Here is an 18,493-nt window from a genome sequence, read left to right as displayed (position 1 = left end):
GTTAGGCCCTCGCGCCGAAAAGCCCTTGAGGGCGTACCAGCAGCACAACAATGAAGATCGCGAAGATGCCCATCTGGCCGAGCGAATCACCGAACCACAAACCCCCTAGTGATTCAACCACGCCGATGAGCAGACCACCGACCAATGCGCCCGCAAAGCTGCCCATGCCACCCAGCACGACGATCGTGAAGGCGATCAGCACAAAGCCGCTTCCGACCTGAGGATTGACGTAGTACGTCGGCAACAGGAAACAGGCCGCCGCGCCGACACACGCCATGCCGATACCGAAGGACAGCGCATAGACCTTGTCGACATCGATACCCATCAGCTTCGCGCCGTGCTTCTCGCGAGAAACGGCGCGTATCGCGCGGCCCAGATCGGTCATGCGGATGATCAGGAACAACACCGCCGCGACGACCAGCGCACCGAAAAAGGCGATTACCTTGGGTAACGCAATCATGGCCGGGCCGATTTCGATCGTCGACAGCGTATAAGCCGTTTCGATGTTGCGCGTGTCGGAATGGAACCATACGAGGGCGAGGTTTTCGAGCACGATGGACAGGCCGAGGGTAACCAGCAGAATGTTCTCGTCCTTGCCGTGGCTCGCGCGGTTGATCACGAAGCGCTGCAGCAGGTAGCCAAACGCGAACATCCCGAGCATCACGATGGGCAAGGCCATGTACGGGTCGATGCCCAGTCGCTCCTTCAGCAGGAAGACCGCATACAGCGCGATCATCAACGCCGCGCCGTGCGCGAAGTTGATGATATGCAGCACGCCGTAAATCAGCGTGAGGCCGAGCGCGATGAGTGCATACACCGCACCCGTCGTCAGTCCGTTGAGCAGCGCCGACAAAAGGATGACTGGATCGAACATGCGCGGCCTCAGCTCTTCAGCGGAAATTGCGGCGCGACTTCGCGGTAGGCGGGCGGCAGCACGACCTTGATGTCGCCGCCGAGCACCTGTGTCAGCAGCGGCTGCGCCCCCGTGTTCTGACCGTTGACGAAATGCGTCGGCCCATACGGCATCATGTGATCTTTAAACGCGCTCGATGCAAGCGCCGCATTGATTGCCGCGCGATCGGCCGATTTGGCGCGCTCGAGCGCATCGGCAAGCAGCATCGTCGCCGTGTACGTCATGAACACTTCGTACGAGAAATACGCCCCCTTTGCCTCGACCCGCTTGCGCAACGGCTCAACTCGCGCATCCTTCGGATTGAACCAGTGGTTGCAATCGATGATGCCGTCGGCAATATCGGGAAACTCCTTCAGAAACTTGTAGCTCGACGCCGCGCCGCCCAGCACCGAATAGATTGCTTTCGGACGAACCTTCTGCTGCTTCATCGCTCGCAGCAGCAGAGCGTACTCGTTGTAATAGTTTGCCGGAATCACGATATCCGGATTGACCGCGCGCATGCGCAACACGATATTGTTGAAGTCGCGTGTCGGATTCGGATGCTTGATGACTTCCTTGATCTCGAAGCCGTACTTAGGAAGCTCGCTGCTGAGCAACGTGGCGGTGCCCGTCCCGAATAACGACTCTTCGTGCACGATCATTACCGTTTTGGCCGGCTTGCCGGCGTCGGTATTCAGTGCGTTGAGGTTCTCCACCGCGCGTGCACTGCACATCCGGTAGCCGGGGCCGAAGCGAAATGTGTTGGTCAAGCCGCGTTCAACAATCTGATCCGCCACACCCACATCGACGACATGCGGCAAACCGTATTTCGCAGCGGTTTGCGTCGTCGCGAGACAGATTGCCGATGCATATGCGCCGACAATCGCCGAGACACCTGCCTCGTTCATCTTCTCGACTTCGGCCGCACCGGCCTCGGGACGCGACTGCGCGTCGCCCAGCACCGGCTCGATCAGCGCACCGCCCTGCGACTTGATTCCGCCTGCGTTGTTGATGTCTTCAATAGCCAGCAGTGCACCGAGACGACATTGCTGCCCCGAATAAGCCAACGCTCCCGTGACAGGATGCAGCACGCCGACCTTGATGCTCTTGCCGTTCGCCGCGCGAGCGACCCAAGGTGCGGCAACCAGTGCTGCTGCGGCGGTGGACTGGCGCAGAAATGTGCGACGCGAACTCATGCGATCTCCGTTGGATAGCGTTAGTTGAATGTGGCGGACAGTTCTTCGCTGACCCAGACCTTGGCGTCGATGTCGCCGATTCGCGAGAGCTGTAGTTGATATTGATAACGGTCAGGCCTGTAAAGGCCTTGCAACAGTTGTACGGGTCGCTCGTCGGTGTCACGCACCAAACGGGTGACCGCGAGCAGCGCCGAACCGACAGCTACGTCCAGATGGCGCGCCACCACGGCATCGGCAAGGCGCGCGGAAATGGTTTGTGTCGCACCGCCAAGTTGCACGCCCGCTTCCTCGAGCAGCATCAGCAAGGGCTTGCGCTTGAGGTCGCGGCTTTTGATTTCCGCCACTGCTTTCGGCACGTGCGTTGTGATGAACGACACAGGCCCCGCCGACGTGCTACGCACCCGCACGCTTTTATAGACGGCATCGCCCACAGCCAGGTGCAGCGCTTCGGCGACGGCCTCCGAGGCGAGTACCACCGTGCTGTCGAGCACTTCGACCGTGGTCCGCAGGCCCATATTCACGATGTTTTCAAGCAGACCGGTCAGATGCGCTTTCTGGCGCGAAACCGGCGCAGCTTTCGAATCACCCTGCTTTTTTCCTAAGTCAACGCGCAGTGGCCATGTGCCTACGCCCGGTCGCCGTGTTACCAGCCCGTCCGCGACGAGCATCTCCATTGCTTTGCGTATTGTGATACGCGCGACCGAAAACTGTTCGGCGAGAAGATGTTCACCAGGCATGCCTTCGTCGTCGAAGCGGCCTTCCTGAAGTTGCTCGCGCAACACCAGGTAGATCTGGTGGTATTTCGGCAGTGGCAGCGTCGTTTCCATAGAGGTCACTCTAGAAGTGTCGTAATGTCAGGTCAATAGAACAAACTGGAAAATAAAGATTGTTCTACTTCGTATGCGCCTATGAAGGCCAAACTCCTCGTAAGAGGTTCGCAAGCTTTGCTTCCGTCGTCGGATCTTCTCCGGGGCGAATCAAAAACATGCACGCAACGGGTCGCATAGCCGGCACCGCATAACCAATGGAACAAGCACCGTACGAGCTTGTTCCATCGGGAAAACACCCAAAAATCCGTGCATCGCAGACGACTCAACATTCTGCACGGCAATAGGACATTTTGCGCATCAAATGTTCTATTGACAAGACAAAATAGGATGCTTAATTTTCGTCGCAAATGAAATCCGCTGCGGTTCTGATTAGCTATCCGTCGATTGTGACGAGCGCCAGTAGAGCGACCCGAGTGCGCTTGCATGCGCTCCTTGTCCCCACGCGCTGTAGACGATCGAGCCGATATTTCATCGATTTTCTTTGTTTAGGATGCCTGCTTTGCAATTAGCCTCGCGGCCGGTGAATCATGACCGTGAAAAATGCCCTTGGCTTCGCACTAAGGGACCCGACGTCAACGAACAATTCTGGAAACAGGATGAAAAAATCAATTTGCATCGCCGGATTCATCGGAGCACTTGGAACATATTGCGCTGTCGCACAGGCGCAGAGCAGTGTCACCCTTTACGGCATTGTCGATGAAGGCCTGACGTTCAATAACAACTCGCATGGCGCGCGCCAGTACAGCCTCGTCAGCGGTGAAATTCAGGCAAGCCGGTGGGGTTTGAAAGGCGTCGAAGACCTTGGCGGCGGCACGAAGGCGCTATTTGTCCTCGAAGGCGGCATGGATCTCAGCAGCGGGAAGCTTGGTCAAGGCGGGCTGCTCTTCGGGCGCCAGCTGTATGTCGGCCTGGGCACACGGTATGGCACGGTGACACTTGGACGACAGTATGATTCCGTGGTCGACTACGTCGGCCTGTTCGAAGTCGGCGATCAATGGGGCGGATTCTATACCGCACATCCTGGCGACCTCGACAATATCAACAACTCGAACCGGGTCAACAACGCGATCAAGTACACGAGCAACAACTATGGCGGCTTTACGTTCGGTGGCGTGTATAGCCTCGGCGGCGTAGCTGGCCATCTCAGCCAGAACCAGATCTGGTCGCTTGGCGGCTCTTACTACAACGGCCCGCTCGGACTCGGTGTCGGCTACCTGAACATCCGGAATCCGAATACCTCGTTCTACGGCACCAGCGCACTCGCGAATACAACGGGGTCCGCACCGCTCGCGTCACTCAATAACATCGCGTCGCCAGTGTTCTCCGGCTTCGCCGATGCACGCACCCAGGAAGTGTATGCGGCGGGCGGCGCGTACACCTATGGCGCAGCCACGTTTGGCGGAACCTATTCGAATACGCGCTTCGACGATCTCAACGGTGGCGGATCAGGTCCGAATCCGTTCGGCAACCGCGGCACCGCCGTGTTCAACAACGTCGAAGCCAACTTCAAGTATCAGATAACGCCGGGATTCCTCGTCGGCGTGGCCTATGATTACACGAAAGGCAGTTCGGTAAGCGGCAGGGACGGCGCGACCTATCATCAGGCGCAGGCAGGCGCGGACTACTTCCTGTCGAAGCGCACGGATGTGTACTTCGTCGGGATCTATCAGAAAGCATCCGGTACGGATTCGACCGGCAGCAGCGCGGTTGCTGCAATCAACGGCGTCACGCCGTCGAACGACAACCATCAGGTTGTGCTGCGGGTGGGGATGCGTCACAAGTTCTGATGTGAAGCGGCGACGTATGTCGCCGCACTGAGGAAAACTAAACTGATTATGGGTGTGATTCCGCCTGGCAGATGGCGATTGGCTATCCGTCTGAGCGGTTCGCCTGTTATCCACCGGAGCAATTGCATCTCGACACGTGCTCCGGCGAAAGCATACGACACGCAACGTCGCGACGTGCCACTGGACCGCATCCGTCTCGCCCCGCTTCTCGATGTCTACATAGCCCGCATCGGCAAAGGCAATCTGCTCCTTGCCGCGTAACAGATCATGTGCCACCGTGATGTCGTGAACTGGCTTCTTCTCCACATATGATTGTGGCGTCAAAGGTGGACGTCCGGTCATGAGCAAGGCAGTGCGCATCCTCGTGCTACTCCACTCTCGAGCCAAGTCCGTCGAGCGATTGAACAGCGGTAATCTGGCGCCGTCCGACGCGGACGCCGAAACTGCGCTTTCGCTACTGAGCCTGATATACAGAGAGCTGAGATGGGCTCGCTGATACGCGCGTACTTCCTCTCTGATCGAAGTGTCACGACCTTGCGTCGGCCATAACCGGCGCCGCTTTCGAGGATCGCCGTTAGTCCCTTTGCAACTGTGATCGTTTAAAAAGCAGGGGACACATTCAATACGTCTGGCTGCCGCTGCATGAAAGCACTCGCAGATCGGAAGGTCACTGACACGTTCTCCGACCTCTGCTCATCTACCGTTGGCATTTCAACCGGCTAAAGCGCTGAGCACATGCGGACCATCAGTACCGTCTGCCCGACGACGGGCAATTCGGGCGAATTCTGCAGCCAACCCACGGCGTTGCGCTCATCACGAGGTTTGAACCCTACTGCCGGCGTCGATCCTTGCCCGTCTTTCGGATGGACGGCCACGCTACCGTGCTGTCATGCTCCGTGCCGGCACTCACCGCCGCCTATGTCGTATCCGAACCGCTACAGCTCATCATCTGGCCAGGAATCCGTATGCCGCTGGCGGACGTAGCTCCCCTCGCCCGTCCCGCTCGGCCCACGCAAATAGACGCTGGCGGCGTAGAGGCGCGTATAGAGCGAGCGGCTTAAATTTTTGCACTCGGGACCGCCCCCGTGCATACTCTCTTTCCGCCACGAGAAAGTACGGCGCGGCGAGAAGACCGCGCTTCCGGAGACTCAATGCGTTTCGATTTCCAGTCGCTGAAACTGTTCGTTGCCGTCTGCGAGCACGGCAGTATTGCCCGCGCGGCGGAAGCTGAAAACATCGCGCCTTCGGCGCTCAGCAAGCGAATGTCTCATCTTGAGGACACCCTCAAGACCGCCCTCTTTGTGCGAAGCAACAAAGGACTCGAGCTGACGATCGCCGCTACCGCCCTATTGCAGCACGCCCGCGTGCTGCTGCGCGATGTCAAACAAATGGAAAGTGAACTGCTCGACCACGCCGAAGGCGTGCGCGGACAGATCCGGCTACATGCGAGCCTCTCGACCATCGTCCAGTACATTGCCAACGACATTCGCGACTTCCTGGCACTGCACCCGGGACTACGCATCGACCTGCAGGAAAGTTTGAGCCCGGCCGTGGTCCGCGCAGTCGCGGAGAACACAGCCGACATTGGCGTGTTCGGCGGCACGACAGTGACTGCCGGCCTGCAGGTATTTCCCTATCACAGTGACCGGCTGGTGGTGATCATGCCGCCTGATCACCCACTCAGCCGTGCAGACAAGGTGAAATTTCGCGAGATGGCCGAGTACCCACTGGTGGGACCACAAGCTGGCAGCTATCTGAATTCGCTGGTCTTGCGCGCGGCAGCAGACCTGGACCACCCGCTCAAGCTGTCGATCCGGGTAAATGGCTTTGAGCCCGTACGCAGCATGGTCGAAGCGCGGCTTGGCATAGGGCTGGTACCTGAACATCATGCCCACCGCTACGTGAGTTCGGGGCCACTGGTCGCCGTGCAGCTTGACGAAGTCTGGGCCGAACGACACTGGAAGATCTGTGTGCGCGAGGCCGAGACGCTCCCCGCACCAGTTCAACTCTTTCTCAAGCACCTGCTTGCACGTAGCAGTCAGGAATAAGCCAGTCTCAATCCCGCTTGCGGCCAGGCCAAGGTCCCCAGGCGCCCCGTGCCTGAGAGCGTAAGGTAAGCCGTCTTCATGTCGGCACCACCAAAACAGATGTTGGTCACCATGCCATCTGGTACCGTCACCTGGCGCAGTACCTCACCAGAGGGCGCAACCACCGTGATGCAACCCGTGACCAGCGTGGCTACGCAGATATTTCCCTCTGCGTCCACGGCCAGGCTATCAAAGCGTTGGTAGCCCGGTAGCCCGCAAATCAGGCGACCGCCGTGCGGGGACGGATAAGGATGCTTGCGCGCCCGGCCTGGCACCTCAAGATCGAATGCCCATAAGCGCGCGGTCTCGGTCTCCGCCACATACACAACACTATCGTCTGGCGACAGGCCAACCCCGTTGGCCGTCGTGAGCGGATAGGCTACTTCAACGATCATTGATCCGTCGGCTCGCCCGTAATAGAGACCTGCATGATCACGCTCGCGCAACCGGTTCTTGCCGAAGTCGGTAAAGTAGAAGCCGCCGTCGTGGTCAAAGACGATGTCGTTGGGACCGCATAGCGGGTATTCACCACAGTGGTCGTACAAAGTCTTCAGGTCCCCCGTGTGTGGGTCGAAACGCTCGATGCGCCCGCTGGTATAAAGCGGGTGCACGCCTGGTTTGGTGCGATTCAGACCGGCAACGGTACGGAACAGGAAACCTCCGTTATTGCAGATGTAGAAAGCTCCATCCGGCCCCAAGGCCAATCCGTTGGGCCCGCCACCCACCTCCTTCAATACACTGACCGTGCCGTCCGGCGTCACGCGACTGATGGTCTCGCGCTCGATTTCGACCAGGACGATTGAGCCATCGGCCATCGCCACCGGCCCTTCGGGAAACTTCAACCCTTCCGCCAGGATTTGAACGCAGTTCTCCATTATTAAGTTCCTCGCAAGTCAGTGCTTGATGGCATTCTCGACGAAGCGGTTGTCGTACGTGGCTTTCAGGTCGATTGAGGCCTTGCCGATGTCGGGATCGAAGGCGGCGAGCACATCGCGTACCGTGTGCGCGGCGGCGTCCGTCATCAGGCCGTCGCGCGAAATGCAGTTCTGCATGTTGCCGTAGGCTTGGGCGAACACAGCCTTGTCGGCCAGCGCGTATTGCGGCGGCACTGCGGCGGCAACCTGCTCGGGCGTCGCATGCGCCATCCAGCGCTCGGCCTCCAGGATGGCATTCGTCACCGCTTGCACGGTATTCGGATACCTGGCTGCGAATTCCCTGGTGGTGTAGACGGAAGCTTCCGGATAGTCGCCGCCCAGCGTCGCGCGAGTCCCGGCCGGATCACGCATCACCGCCAGAGGAAAAAGGTCACCACTGCCCTGCAGTACGGTTGCGACCGGGTCGTTGCTCATCAATGCATCAATCTGCCCGCTGCGTGCTGCGGCAATCGCACCAGCAGACGAACCAACGCCAATGATTGAGACATCACCCGGTTTGAGGCCGGCCCTGTTTAGCAGATAGTTGACGCCCATGTGGAAGCTGGAACCGGGTGAGCTTACTCCGATGCGTTTTCCCCTGAGGTCCGCATACGTCTTCACCTTGTCGTGGCTGGCGCGGGTCACACCAAATACCCAGCCCGGACACGAGGCCAGGGTCACGAACGACACCAGCTTCTGCCCCTTCGCCGCCATCGTGATCGTGTTGGAATAAGCGCCCGCGACGATATCGGCGCTGCCGCCTAACATCGCCTGCAGAGCCTTCGCGCCACCGCTGAACACGCCAATCTCGACATCCAGTCCAGCCTGCTTGAAGTATCCCCGACTTTCCGCAATGACGAACGGAAGATAGGGGAAGCCCACGCCTGCAGCAGCAAGGCTGAGCTTCGGTTTCTCTGGCGCAGACGCCGCGCTCGCGCCCGACTGGCTCAGGAAGGCCGCGCAAGCGGCTAGTAATGGCAACAGCAGGCGCCTGACCGTTATCACGATGTTTGTCTCCTTGTTGTCCAGACCCGTTCGGCCGCGAATATCTAACCCTGGAGAACGTTCTGGCGTTGCTGCCCCAAGCCCTCGATGCCAAGCGTCACCACGTCACCCGGTTTCAGGTAGACGGGCGGCTTTTGCCCCAACCCAACGCCCGGCGGCGTGCCGGTGGAAATAATGTCGCCCGGCTGCAGCGACATGAACTGCGACAGGTAGGCTACAAGGTAACGCACTCCGTAAATCATGGTGGCCGTATTCCCGTTCTGGTAGCGATGGCCATTAACCTCCAGCCACATGGGTAATGCTTGCGGATTATGCACTTCGTCTGAAGTCACTAGCCACGGGCCCGTCGGACCGAAGGTGTCGGCCGACTTGCCCTTGGTCCATTGCCCCTGACGCTCTGCCTGAAACGCGCGCTCAGAAACGTCATTGATCACGCAGTAGCCGGCCACATGATCCATAGCATCGCTCTCGCTCACGTACTTTGCGGTCTTGCCGATGACGACACCCAGTTCGACCTCCCAGTCCGTCTTGAGAGCGTTGCGCGGGATCTCAATGGCATCGTTCGGACCTACGATCGCGCTGGTAGCCTTCATAAACACGATGGGCTCCGGCGGTATCGCGGCGCCTGTCTCGGCGGCATGGTCGGAGTAGTTCAGCCCGATGCAGATGAATTTTCGCGTACCGCCCACGCACGGGCCCAGGCGTGGATCGCCTCCCACGCGCGGCAGCGAAGTGACGTCGAGCGCTTTCAGGCGGGCCAAACTGTCGGGCAGCAGAACGTCGCCGGAGATGTCGGCCACATGGCCCGACAAGTCCCGCACGTTTCCATCGGTGTCGAGCAGGCCCGGCTTCTCCCCGCCGGGCGGACCGTAGCGTAACAGCTTCATCTTTTAAGTTCCCTTCAATAGGTAGCCCGGCCACCAGACAGATCAAAAACCGAGGCTGTGGTAAATGAATTCTCTTCACTGACAAGCCAGGCGATCATTGCGGCTGCTTCATTGAGTTCGAGGAAACGGCCACGCGGAATCTTGCCCAGCATGTAGCGGATATGCTCGGGCGATTGTTCCATCGCGCCGGGCGTACGCGCCACTGCGGGCGTGACGCAGTTGACCGCGATATCGTGGCTCGCCAGTTCCTTTCCGAGCGACTTGGTCATGGCAATGACAGCAGCCTTGGCTGAACTGTACGCTGCGGCGTTGGGGTTACCTTCCTTGCCGGCGACGGAAGCCAGATTAACGATGCGACCGTAGTTCTGCCCGACCATCACGGGTACCACAGCGCGGCAGCAGTGGAAAGTGCCGTTGACGTCGATGTCGATCACCTGCTTCCAGACGTCGATGGGATACTCGGCCAAGGTCGCATTTGGGCCAACGATCGCCGCGTTATTGATCAGGATATCGATGCGTCCGGCGACTTTCAGCGTACCCGATACAGCAGCTTCGACGCTGGCATAGTCGGCGATATCAACACGTTCGACGTGAATATCGGAATGTCCCAGTTCTGTACGGGCCCGCTCCAGGCCTGCGGCATTGATGTCCCAGATCACGAGGCGCGCGCCGGAGGCCAGCAGCCGGCGGCCGACCTCCAGACCGATGCCTTGCGCGCCGCCGGTCACAACAGCGACGCGGTCGTTCAGATTTATTGCGTTGGTCTGCAAGATAATTTCCTTAACGTTGATGTGTCGATCGCGGTGCACATGCTCATGCGCTCGCGGCCACGGTCTGCCCGGCGACAGGACGCCAGCGCAGAAGGTAGTCCTCGACGAGGGATACCGCTGTATCGAGCAACAGTGCAAATAAGGTCAACACCAGAATGCCCGCGATAACCGAGTTGATGTCGAACACGCCCTCTGCCAGCAGAATCAGATACCCTACGCCCTTCTCCGAGCCTAGATACTCACCGACCACGCTTCCAACAAACGCGATGCCGATCGCGTTGTGCAAGCTTGAGAACACCCAGCTCGTCGCCGAAGGGAGATACACGTGCCGCATTAGCTGACGCGCATTGGCGCCCAGCATTCGGGTGTTGGACAACACCGCAGGGCTGACCTCGCGCACCCCCTGGAAGACGTTAAAGAAGACCACGAAGAAGACGAGCGTCACGCCCAGCGCCACCTTGGACCAGATGCCGAGGCCAAACCAAAGCGCGAAGATCGGTGCAAAGATCAGTCGCGGCATGGAATTCATGGCCTTTATAAATGGATCGAACACGACCGCGAGGAACGGATTGAGCGCGAGCCATAGACCGCAAGCCAGACCGGACACCGTACCGATCGCGAACGCCAGCATGGTTTCGAGCAGAGTTGTGTACAGGTGGCGAAACACCGAGCCGGTCACAGTCCATTCGACGATACGATGCGCAACGCCCAGCGGATCGCCGAAGAAAAAAGGCGACAACCATTTCTGACTGGTGCAGATCCACCACAGGAACAGAACGCCGAACAGGAGTGCGAGCCGCGTGACAAGAACAGCAACGCGATTGTTTGGGTCAAACACGATTGCGCGCATAGCTTTTCAGAACCTCCCCTCGAAGCACGTCCCAGATCTGGGTGTGCAGTTGCAGGAAACGCTGCGTCATACGGATTTCTGACATTTCGCGTGGACGCACAAGGTCGATTTCAAACTCCGCGATAGGCCGCGTACCGGGCCCTGCCGACAGCACGATGACGCGGTCCGATAAGGAAATAGCCTCTTCGAGATCGTGGGTCACGAACATCACAGACTTGCGGTCGTGCGACCACAGCCGCAGTAGCTCGTTTTCCATCAGGTGCCTGGTCTGGATGTCCAGCGCACTGAAGGGTTCGTCCATCAGGATGATGCGAGGATTCAGCGCCAGTGCTTGCGCCAGGCCGGCACGCTTGCGCATGCCGCCCGACATCTGGTGCGGATACTTTTTGCCGTGGCCGTGCAAACCCACCCGCTCAAGCCATTCGTGCGCCACCTTCAGCGCCTCATCGTGGCGCGTGCCACGGAAGATGAGGCCCATGGCGATGTTCTCTTCGGCCGTCTTCCAGGGCATGAGTGCGTCGACCTGGAACAGGTAGGCAGCTTGCTTGTTCAGGCCATTGGTCAGCTTCTCGCCGAACACGCTCAAGCTGCCCGACGATGGCCGGGTGAGCCCGGCTGCCACATTCAGCAACGTGGACTTGCCACACCCCGTAGGTCCAACTATCGAGACGAACTCTCCGTCGCCGATCGCCAGATTGCCGCCGGAAACGGCCGTGTAGGTCTGAGCGTTCTTGCCATTGCCGGCGAAAGTGCAGGTTACATTGTCAAAGCGCAAAGCCTCACGCATTGCAGTCTGGCCACGATCAACGACGATATTGCACGGCACAGTGCTCATGGCTGGATCTCCGCCGCTTTCTCGACAAACCGGTTGTCATAGGTCGAGGAGAGATCAATTTTGGCCGCCGCCACGTTCGGGTCGAACGCCGACAGCACATCACGCACGGTCTGTGCACCTTTGGCCGTAATCTCCCCGTTCTGTGCGATGCACCGGCGGCTATTTGTGAAGGCTTCGGCATACAGTGCCTTGTTCTCGCCCAGGTACTCAGGCGGCACATTGTCCGCGACTTGCTGGGGCGTGGCTTTGGCGATCCACTTCTCCGCGCGCACGATCGCATTGGCGACCGCCTGTACCGTCTTCGGATTCTTATTGATGAAATCCTGAGTCGCAAACAGGCTCGACTCCGGATAATCCGACCCGAACACCTTGACGTTACCCTCTGCGGTACGCATGTTCTCCAACGGTTTGAGGCTGCCGTCCTTCGTCAGGATTGTGGCGCTCGGATCATTGACGATCAGCGCATCGATCTGGCCCGCCCTCACTGCCGCTACGGCTCCCGCAGCCTGACCAACACCGATGATGGATACGTCCGATGGCTGAAGCCCCGCCTTGTGCAGGATGTAGTTCAGTGCCATATGTGTGCTGGAGCCCGGCGCACTCACGCCGATACGCATACCCTTCAGGTCCTTCGTCGACTTGACTTCGGCCTGGCGCTTCTGGGACACGCCGAAGATCCAGCCTGGACAATTGACCTGCGCTGCGATCGTCACCAGGTGCTGCCCCTTGGTAGCCATCGTGATGGTGTTTGAATAGGCGCCCGCTACCATGTCGGAGCTCCCTCCCAACAACGCCTCTAATGTCTTGGAACCCCCTGAGAAGGCAGCGATGTGCACATCTAACCCTTCGTCCTTGAAATAGCCGCGTTGCACGGCGACGAGCATCGGCAGATACGTGATGCCGACGGAGGCCGCCGCAATGTGAAGTTCGGGTTTTTCAGGCACATCCTTGGCCACGGCCGCGACAGAACCGCAGCCAAGCTCGAACGCGGCACAAAGCGCGATGGCAAATTTCAGCTTCATGGTTGTCTCCTCCCTTTTAGGGAATATTTTGGTGCGACCTACTGCCGAGGATGGACCGGGGTCTTCACGAACCCGATACCTTTGATGCAGAGAACTGCCGAGGATCATCGGCTCCTCATGCCCCCGATCCTCTTGCTTCTGACCTTCTTCCTGCTGCGCGATGCGCGCTTACGCCGCCTGCTTGCGCAGTGCCTCGACCACCGCATCGCCCATGTCTCGGGTACCCACGGATTGCGTGCCTTCCTGATGGATGTCGGCAGTTCGATAGCCGGCGCCTAGCACTGCACGCACGGCCTGCTCAACGCGGGTCGCGGCATCTTCCATCTCGAAGCTCTCGCGCAGCATCATCGCAAGCGACAGGATCGCGGCGAGCGGATTGGCGATATCCTTGCCTGCAATGTCCGGCGCCGAGCCGTGCACAGGCTCGTACAAGCCCTTGCGGTTATAGCCCAGCGATGCTGAAGGCAGCATGCCGATTGAACCGGTCAACATCGCCGCAGCATCCGAGAGAATGTCTCCAAACAGATTGCCCGTGACGATCACGTCGAACTGCTTGGGTCGACGCATGAGCATCATGGCGGCGGCATCCACAAAGAGATGGGTCAGTTCGACATCCGGGTAATCGCGCCCGACGCGCGTGACAACTTCGCGCCATAACTGGCTTGCCTCGAGCACATTCGCCTTGTCCACTGAGCACAACTTGCGGCTGCGGCGTCGAGCGCTTTCGAAGGCAGCACGCGCAACCCGCTCGACCTCTGATGCCGAATAGCGCATTGTGTTGAAACCCACGCGCTCCCCGGCCTGGTTGGTTTCGAACCCACGCGGTTGACCGAAATAGACGTCGCCATTCAATTCACGCACGATTACGAGATCCAGCCCATCGACCACCTCTGGCCGCAAGGTCGAAGCACCGATCAGTTCCGGGAACATATAGGCCGGCCGGAAGTTGGCATACAGGGTCAGCGCTTCGCGCAACTGCAGTAATCCCGTACCGGGACGACGTTCACGCGGGATATCGGCCTCGTCGGCCACACCCACCGAGCCGAACAGGATCGCATCGGCCTTGCGAGCCAGCTCCAGAGTGGGTTCGGGAAGTGGCACTCCATGGGCCTGAATGCCTGCCTCGCCGATGGACGCCTCCTGAGTCTCGGCATGAGGCGCCACGACCCGTAGCACCTTGACCGCCTGCGCCACCACCTCTGTGCCGATACCGTCACCCGGCATGACTGCAATCTTCATCTGAGCTTCTCCTTGGTTGTTATCCGTAAGGGTGCGCCTTCAATACGCGCGGGCATGGTTGCGCTCGAACGCGTCGATGCGATCCTGATGCGACAGCGTGTAGTCGATCTCGTCCATCCCTCGCAGCAGACACTCTTTCGCGAACGGCTCCATCTCGAAGACATGGGCCGAGCCGTCGGGCAACGTCGCGGTCTGTGCGGGCAGGTCGATGGCAATGCGACTGCCCGGACTGGTCGACAAGGTGTCCAGCAGCGGCAAAACCACGGCCTCTGGCAATACGATGGGCAGTAGCCCGTTTTTCAGGCAGTTGATGAAAAAGATATCGCCGAAGCCTGGCGCAATCGCCGCCCGGATACCGTAGTCATACAGCGCCCAGACGGCGTGCTCCCGCGAAGAACCGCAACCGAAATTGTGGTTGGCTACGACGATGCGAGACTGCCGGTAAGGCGTCTTGTTGAGCACAAAGTCCGGTCGCTCCGCACCATCGTGGTCGAAGCGCAGTGCACGGAACAGAAATTGGCCGAAATCGTCGGAACGAGGTTTCTGGAGGAAGCGTGCTGGCAGTATCTGGTCGGTATCGCAGTTGATTTCGGCAATTGGCACCGCGACGGAGTCAAGGTATTTCAGGCTGTCCATTTTCAGGCTCCCAAGAGGAGGCGCACGTCCGTCAGATGACCCATCACTGCAGCGGCAGCAGCCATGGACGGGCTCATCAGGTGTGTGCGCACGCCCGGCCCCTGACGGCCCACGAAATTGCGGTTCGAGGTAGAGGCACAGCGCTGGCCGGGGGCAGCGACATCGCCGTTGGTTGCAAGGCACATCGAACAGCCGGGGAAGCGCCACTCGAAACCGGCTTCCCTGAACACGTGATCCAGCCCTTCGGCTTCGGCCTGCGCGCGTACCAGGTGCGATCCGGGCACCACCCATGCCTCGACGCCAGGTGCAACGCGGCGACCGCGCGCGACCTCGGCCGCGCTGCGCAGGTCCTCAATCCGTCCGTTGGTGCATGAGCCGATGAAAACCCTATCGATCGCGACGCCTTCCAGCGCCTCGTGAGGCTTCAGCCCCATGTACTCAAGTGCCCGCAACATTGCCGCACGGAGATCGGGGTCGGCCTCCTCCGCAGGATCGGGCACGCGGTGGTCGATTGCGCACGCGTACTCGGGCGTGGTTCCCCATGTCACCATGGGAGCGATATCAGCCACGTCGATATGCACCTCGCGATCGAACACCGCGCCTGCGTCGGTAAAAAGCTCGCGCCAGTGCACCATCGCCCGATCCCACTGCTCGCCTGCAGGGGCATAAGGGCGGTCAGACAGATAACCGAAAGTGGTGTCGTCGGGAGCGATCATTCCGGCACGGCCGCCCGCCTCGATCGTCATGTTGCATAGCGTCAACCGTCCTTCCATCGATAGGCCCGCGACAGCCGAGCCGGCGTACTCGATTACGTGGCCTGCCGCGCCAGCCACGCCAATCCGCGCAATCACGGCGAGAATCAAGTCTTTAGCAGTAACGCCCTGACCCGCCTTTCCGTCGAGGATGACGCGCATGTTGCCCGATTTGCGCTGCCAGAGGCATTGTGTGGCGAGCACGTGCGCCACCTCGGTTGCGCCGATGCCGAATGCCAGCGCCCCGAGCGCGCCATGCGTCGACGTGTGGCTGTCGGCGCAGACGACGGTCATGCCAGGCAGACTTAAACCTTGCTCGGGTCCGACGACATGGACGATTCCGCGCCGCGAGTCATCCATATCGAACAGCGTGATGCGCGACTCCGCGGTATCACGTTGCAAGGCCGTGATCATGGCTCGCCGCTCGGGGTCTGCCACGGACGCCATATCGTTCGCCGCGCTGGAAACGTAGTGGTCGGCCGTGCCGAAGATGCGATCGGGCGAGCGCGGTTTGAGTCCACGCTCACGCAACATGTCAAACGATTGTGCAGTGACGTCGTGAACGAAATGCCGGTCTATGAACAGCAGGTCCTGCCCATCGTCACGCGTCATCACCCGGTGAGCGTCCCAGATCTTGTCGTAAAGGGTTCTCGGACCACCCATGGCTTGGTCAGATTGCATTGTTTTGTCTCGCTCCATCAATTTATCGGCCGTGGCAAACACGACCGTGCGGTTTCGCAATTGATTCTGGTGTGAAAACATCATGCATCAGGCACGTCGGCTTGTTCGTGGTCTTTTGGAAAGGCACCATCGCCGATCGCGATGACGAGAATCATCAATGTCGATGTTCTCGTCGACGCGACAAAACTTGCCAGGCGGACCGCGATTTCATCGGCGCGTTCGAGAAGGGGCTTGCCGTCATTGATGCATTCAATGCTTCGGAGGTCGCGCTCACAGCGGCAGTCGTCGCCGAGAAGACGGGACTTACGCGTGCCGGGGCACGCCGTTATCTGCTGACGCTCACAAAGCTTGGATACGCGGAGTTCGATGGCAAATTTTTTCGCCTGACGCCGCGTATCCTGAAGCTCGGCTATGCCTACTTGTCGGGCGCGTCGCTGACAAAACTCGCACAGCCGATCCTCGAGGTGATCGGCGAACGCATGAATGAGGTCCATCGCTCACGCTGCTCGATGGCGACGAGGTTGTATTTGTCGGCCGCTCATCCGCGACGTGCATCGCGTCGGTGTCGATCGGCATCGGCACGCGGCTACCCGCCTACCCGCCTGCTGCACGGCTTCCGGCCGCGTGCTGATGATGCACCGTACCGATGCTCAGATCCGGCAGTATCTCGAGAGCATCGACATCAAGCAGTTCAGCGCGAAGACGATTACCGATCGTGCGCAAATCCTTTCGCAGTTTCAGCAGACACGCAACGAACGGCATTCGGTAATTGACGAGGAGTATGAGATCCGATTGCGCTCGATCGCGGTTCCGGTTATGAACGTGCGAAATCAGCTGATCTGTGCGCTAACGGTAAGTGTGCATTCGAGCCGGATGACGCCGGCGCAAATGGTCGACGAGTATTGCCTGCGCTCGAAAGCGGGGCGCGCACACTATCGTCGATGGTTTGATGGTAGTCCGCAATGACCTGAGAATCGCCATGGAAATCAGTCGGTCACAGTTAGCTGGCTAACATCAGCGGCAGCACAATGCGTTGCGTGACTGCGTGAGTGGTTCGCATAATTTTCATTGAAGCAGTGTCGCTGGAACAGCAGTGTCGCTACGCGACGGGCGATTTACTGTTCCAGATGCTAGCTGCGAATTGACAGACAGCCTGAACACGACACCGCCCCCACGTTCGAGGAAAGGGGCTCATCAGGCAGCGTAAGGGGCATCCGGTCGATGCCGGCGTGCTCGAGACACTCTCGCCTTACGGGAAGGACCATATCAACCGCCTCGGCTCCTATCTGCTCGACCTCCAGCGAAAGGTGCCACCGCTCGATCCGACGATCGACTTCGATTTCTCGTTGAGATCAGCGGCTTAGTGCTGAATGATCTTGCTCAGAAAATCCTTTGTGCGCGGCTGCCGGGCCGTCGGATTGCCAAAGAACTCGTCGCGCGTGCAGTCCTCGAGAATGCGCCCGCCGACATCCATGAAGACGATGCGACTACCGACGCGTGAAGCAAATCCCATCTCATGCGTCACACACATCATGGTCATGCCGTCGTCTGCGAGCGCGGTCATCACGTCGAGCACCTCGCCGACCATTTCCGGATCGAGCGCAGATGTAGGTTCGTCGAACAACATGACGACGGGATCCATCGATAACGCACGCGCAATCGCAACGCGCTGTTGCTGCCCGCCCGACAACGTGCCCGGATATTTGTCCTTGTGCGCCAAGAGGCCGACGCGAGCGAGCATTTTGAGGCCACGTGTTCGTGCCTCGTCGAAGCTGCGTCCGAGCACCTTTGTCTGCGCGAGCGTGAGGTTGTCGGTGACGCTCAGATGCGGGAACAGCTCGAAATGCTGAAAGACCATACCGACACGGCTACGCAGCTTCGGCAGGTTCGTGCGTGGCGAATTGACGTGCGTGCCATCGATATGGATAGCACCTTTCTGGATTGCTTCGAGCGCATTGATGGTCTTGATCAGCGTCGATTTGCCTGACCCCGAAGGCCCGCATACGACAACAACTTCGCCCTTCGCGATCGACAAGGAGCATCTGTCCAGCACCTGGACCGTGCCGTACCACTTCGAGACATCGCGCATTTCGATCATGGGCTTCATCTG

General features: G+C 59.5%; 18 protein-coding genes and 2 pseudogenes. 5 read left to right on the top strand and 15 right to left on the bottom strand.

Going from position 1 to position 18,493, the window contains the following annotated elements:
* Nucleotide 1 precedes the first annotated feature (1 nt).
* The 3 genes from SB822_RS27485 to SB822_RS27475 are packed head-to-tail and all read right to left on the bottom strand — an operon-like array spanning nucleotide 2 to nucleotide 2,915.
* Nucleotides 2-874, bottom strand: coding sequence for a branched-chain amino acid ABC transporter permease (locus tag SB822_RS27485; protein ID WP_007733443.1), 873 nt, complete (start codon nucleotides 872-874; stop codon nucleotides 2-4).
* Nucleotides 875-882: 8 nt separating this feature from the next.
* Nucleotides 883-2,088 (bottom strand): ABC transporter substrate-binding protein, encoded by a 1,206-nt coding sequence (locus SB822_RS27480; protein WP_007733444.1) that lies wholly within the window; start codon nucleotides 2,086-2,088, stop codon nucleotides 883-885.
* A gap of 20 nt (nucleotides 2,089-2,108) precedes the next feature.
* Nucleotides 2,109-2,915 carry a GntR family transcriptional regulator gene (locus SB822_RS27475; RefSeq protein ID WP_007733445.1) on the bottom strand — a complete coding sequence of 269 codons (807 nt, stop codon included), beginning with the start codon at nucleotides 2,913-2,915 and terminating at the stop codon, nucleotides 2,109-2,111.
* A 599-nt stretch (nucleotides 2,916-3,514) separates the two neighbouring features.
* On the opposite strand from SB822_RS27475, the gene SB822_RS27470 reads away from it, so the two are divergent.
* A complete protein-coding gene (locus SB822_RS27470; protein ID WP_086915441.1) occupies nucleotides 3,515-4,705 on the top strand; it encodes a porin in 1,191 nt (396 codons plus the stop codon).
* Nucleotides 4,706-4,873: 168 nt separating this feature from the next.
* Here SB822_RS27470 and SB822_RS27465 read toward each other — a convergent pair.
* Nucleotides 4,874-4,996: pseudogene (locus SB822_RS27465) on the bottom strand (IS5/IS1182 family transposase); the annotation flags it as partial.
* A gap of 860 nt (nucleotides 4,997-5,856) precedes the next feature.
* On the opposite strand from SB822_RS27465, the gene SB822_RS27460 reads away from it, so the two are divergent.
* Complete coding sequence (locus SB822_RS27460; RefSeq protein WP_007738031.1) at nucleotides 5,857-6,753, top strand: LysR family transcriptional regulator; 897 nt, start codon at nucleotides 5,857-5,859, stop codon at nucleotides 6,751-6,753.
* On the opposite strand, the gene SB822_RS27455 is transcribed toward SB822_RS27460, so the two are convergent.
* From SB822_RS27455 to leuC, 10 genes are all read right to left on the bottom strand, one after another.
* Entirely contained in the window at nucleotides 6,744-7,667 is a 924-nt protein-coding gene (locus SB822_RS27455) for an SMP-30/gluconolactonase/LRE family protein (protein WP_007738030.1), read from the bottom strand. The two genes, SB822_RS27460 and SB822_RS27455, sit on opposite strands and share 10 nt — an antisense overlap.
* A gap of 18 nt (nucleotides 7,668-7,685) precedes the next feature.
* Nucleotides 7,686-8,711 carry an ABC transporter substrate-binding protein gene (locus SB822_RS27450; protein WP_410856097.1) on the bottom strand — a complete coding sequence of 342 codons (1,026 nt, stop codon included), beginning with the start codon at nucleotides 8,709-8,711 and terminating at the stop codon, nucleotides 7,686-7,688.
* A gap of 44 nt (nucleotides 8,712-8,755) precedes the next feature.
* Entirely contained in the window at nucleotides 8,756-9,598 is an 843-nt protein-coding gene (locus tag SB822_RS27445; protein WP_410856096.1) for a fumarylacetoacetate hydrolase family protein, read from the bottom strand.
* 14 nt (nucleotides 9,599-9,612) lie between these two features.
* Complete coding sequence (locus tag SB822_RS27440; protein ID WP_007738026.1) at nucleotides 9,613-10,368, bottom strand: SDR family NAD(P)-dependent oxidoreductase; 756 nt, start codon at nucleotides 10,366-10,368, stop codon at nucleotides 9,613-9,615.
* Between the two features lie 43 nt (nucleotides 10,369-10,411).
* Nucleotides 10,412-11,218: an ABC transporter permease gene (locus SB822_RS27435; protein WP_007738024.1), complete on the bottom strand. Its 807-nt coding sequence runs from the start codon at nucleotides 11,216-11,218 to the stop codon at nucleotides 10,412-10,414.
* Nucleotides 11,199-12,053 (bottom strand): ABC transporter ATP-binding protein, encoded by an 855-nt coding sequence (locus tag SB822_RS27430; protein WP_007738022.1) that lies wholly within the window; start codon nucleotides 12,051-12,053, stop codon nucleotides 11,199-11,201. Before SB822_RS27430 ends, SB822_RS27435 begins: the two co-directional genes overlap by 20 nt.
* Complete coding sequence (locus tag SB822_RS27425) at nucleotides 12,050-13,075, bottom strand: ABC transporter substrate-binding protein (RefSeq protein WP_410856095.1); 1,026 nt, start codon at nucleotides 13,073-13,075, stop codon at nucleotides 12,050-12,052. Before SB822_RS27425 ends, SB822_RS27430 begins: the two co-directional genes overlap by 4 nt.
* Before the next feature lie 168 nt (nucleotides 13,076-13,243).
* On the bottom strand, nucleotides 13,244-14,314 hold the full coding sequence (gene leuB, locus SB822_RS27420; RefSeq protein WP_007738018.1) for a 3-isopropylmalate dehydrogenase: 1,071 nt from the start codon (nucleotides 14,312-14,314) through the stop codon (nucleotides 13,244-13,246).
* 39 nt (nucleotides 14,315-14,353) lie between these two features.
* Nucleotides 14,354-14,950: a 3-isopropylmalate dehydratase small subunit gene (gene leuD, locus SB822_RS27415; protein ID WP_079487290.1), complete on the bottom strand. Its 597-nt coding sequence runs from the start codon at nucleotides 14,948-14,950 to the stop codon at nucleotides 14,354-14,356.
* Between the two features lie 2 nt (nucleotides 14,951-14,952).
* Nucleotides 14,953-16,383 (bottom strand): 3-isopropylmalate dehydratase large subunit, encoded by a 1,431-nt coding sequence (leuC, locus tag SB822_RS27410; protein ID WP_079487291.1) that lies wholly within the window; start codon nucleotides 16,381-16,383, stop codon nucleotides 14,953-14,955.
* Nucleotides 16,384-16,454: 71 nt separating this feature from the next.
* Here leuC and SB822_RS27405 point away from each other — a divergent pair.
* From SB822_RS27405 to SB822_RS27395, 3 genes and pseudogenes are all read left to right on the top strand, one after another.
* Nucleotides 16,455-16,694, top strand: a pseudogene (locus tag SB822_RS27405) (hypothetical protein); the annotation flags it as partial.
* 172 nt (nucleotides 16,695-16,866) lie between these two features.
* Nucleotides 16,867-17,349: an IclR family transcriptional regulator C-terminal domain-containing protein gene (locus SB822_RS27400; protein WP_086915470.1), complete on the top strand. Its 483-nt coding sequence runs from the start codon at nucleotides 16,867-16,869 to the stop codon at nucleotides 17,347-17,349.
* A gap of 263 nt (nucleotides 17,350-17,612) precedes the next feature.
* On the top strand, nucleotides 17,613-17,747 hold the full coding sequence (locus SB822_RS27395; RefSeq protein ID WP_009771130.1) for a hypothetical protein: 135 nt from the start codon (nucleotides 17,613-17,615) through the stop codon (nucleotides 17,745-17,747).
* On the opposite strand, the gene SB822_RS27390 is transcribed toward SB822_RS27395, so the two are convergent.
* Nucleotides 17,744-18,481: an amino acid ABC transporter ATP-binding protein gene (locus SB822_RS27390; RefSeq protein ID WP_009771143.1), complete on the bottom strand. Its 738-nt coding sequence runs from the start codon at nucleotides 18,479-18,481 to the stop codon at nucleotides 17,744-17,746. The two genes, SB822_RS27395 and SB822_RS27390, sit on opposite strands and share 4 nt — an antisense overlap.
* Between the last annotated feature and the right edge of the window lie 12 nt (nucleotides 18,482-18,493).

It is taken from the genome of Paraburkholderia sp. SIMBA_054, assembly GCF_046534875.1.
In the GTDB taxonomy this organism is placed as follows: Bacteria; Pseudomonadota; Gammaproteobacteria; order Burkholderiales; family Burkholderiaceae; genus Paraburkholderia; species Paraburkholderia hospita.
Note: the sequence above shows the minus strand (reverse complement) of the source record. Positions and strands in the feature narration are given on the sequence as shown.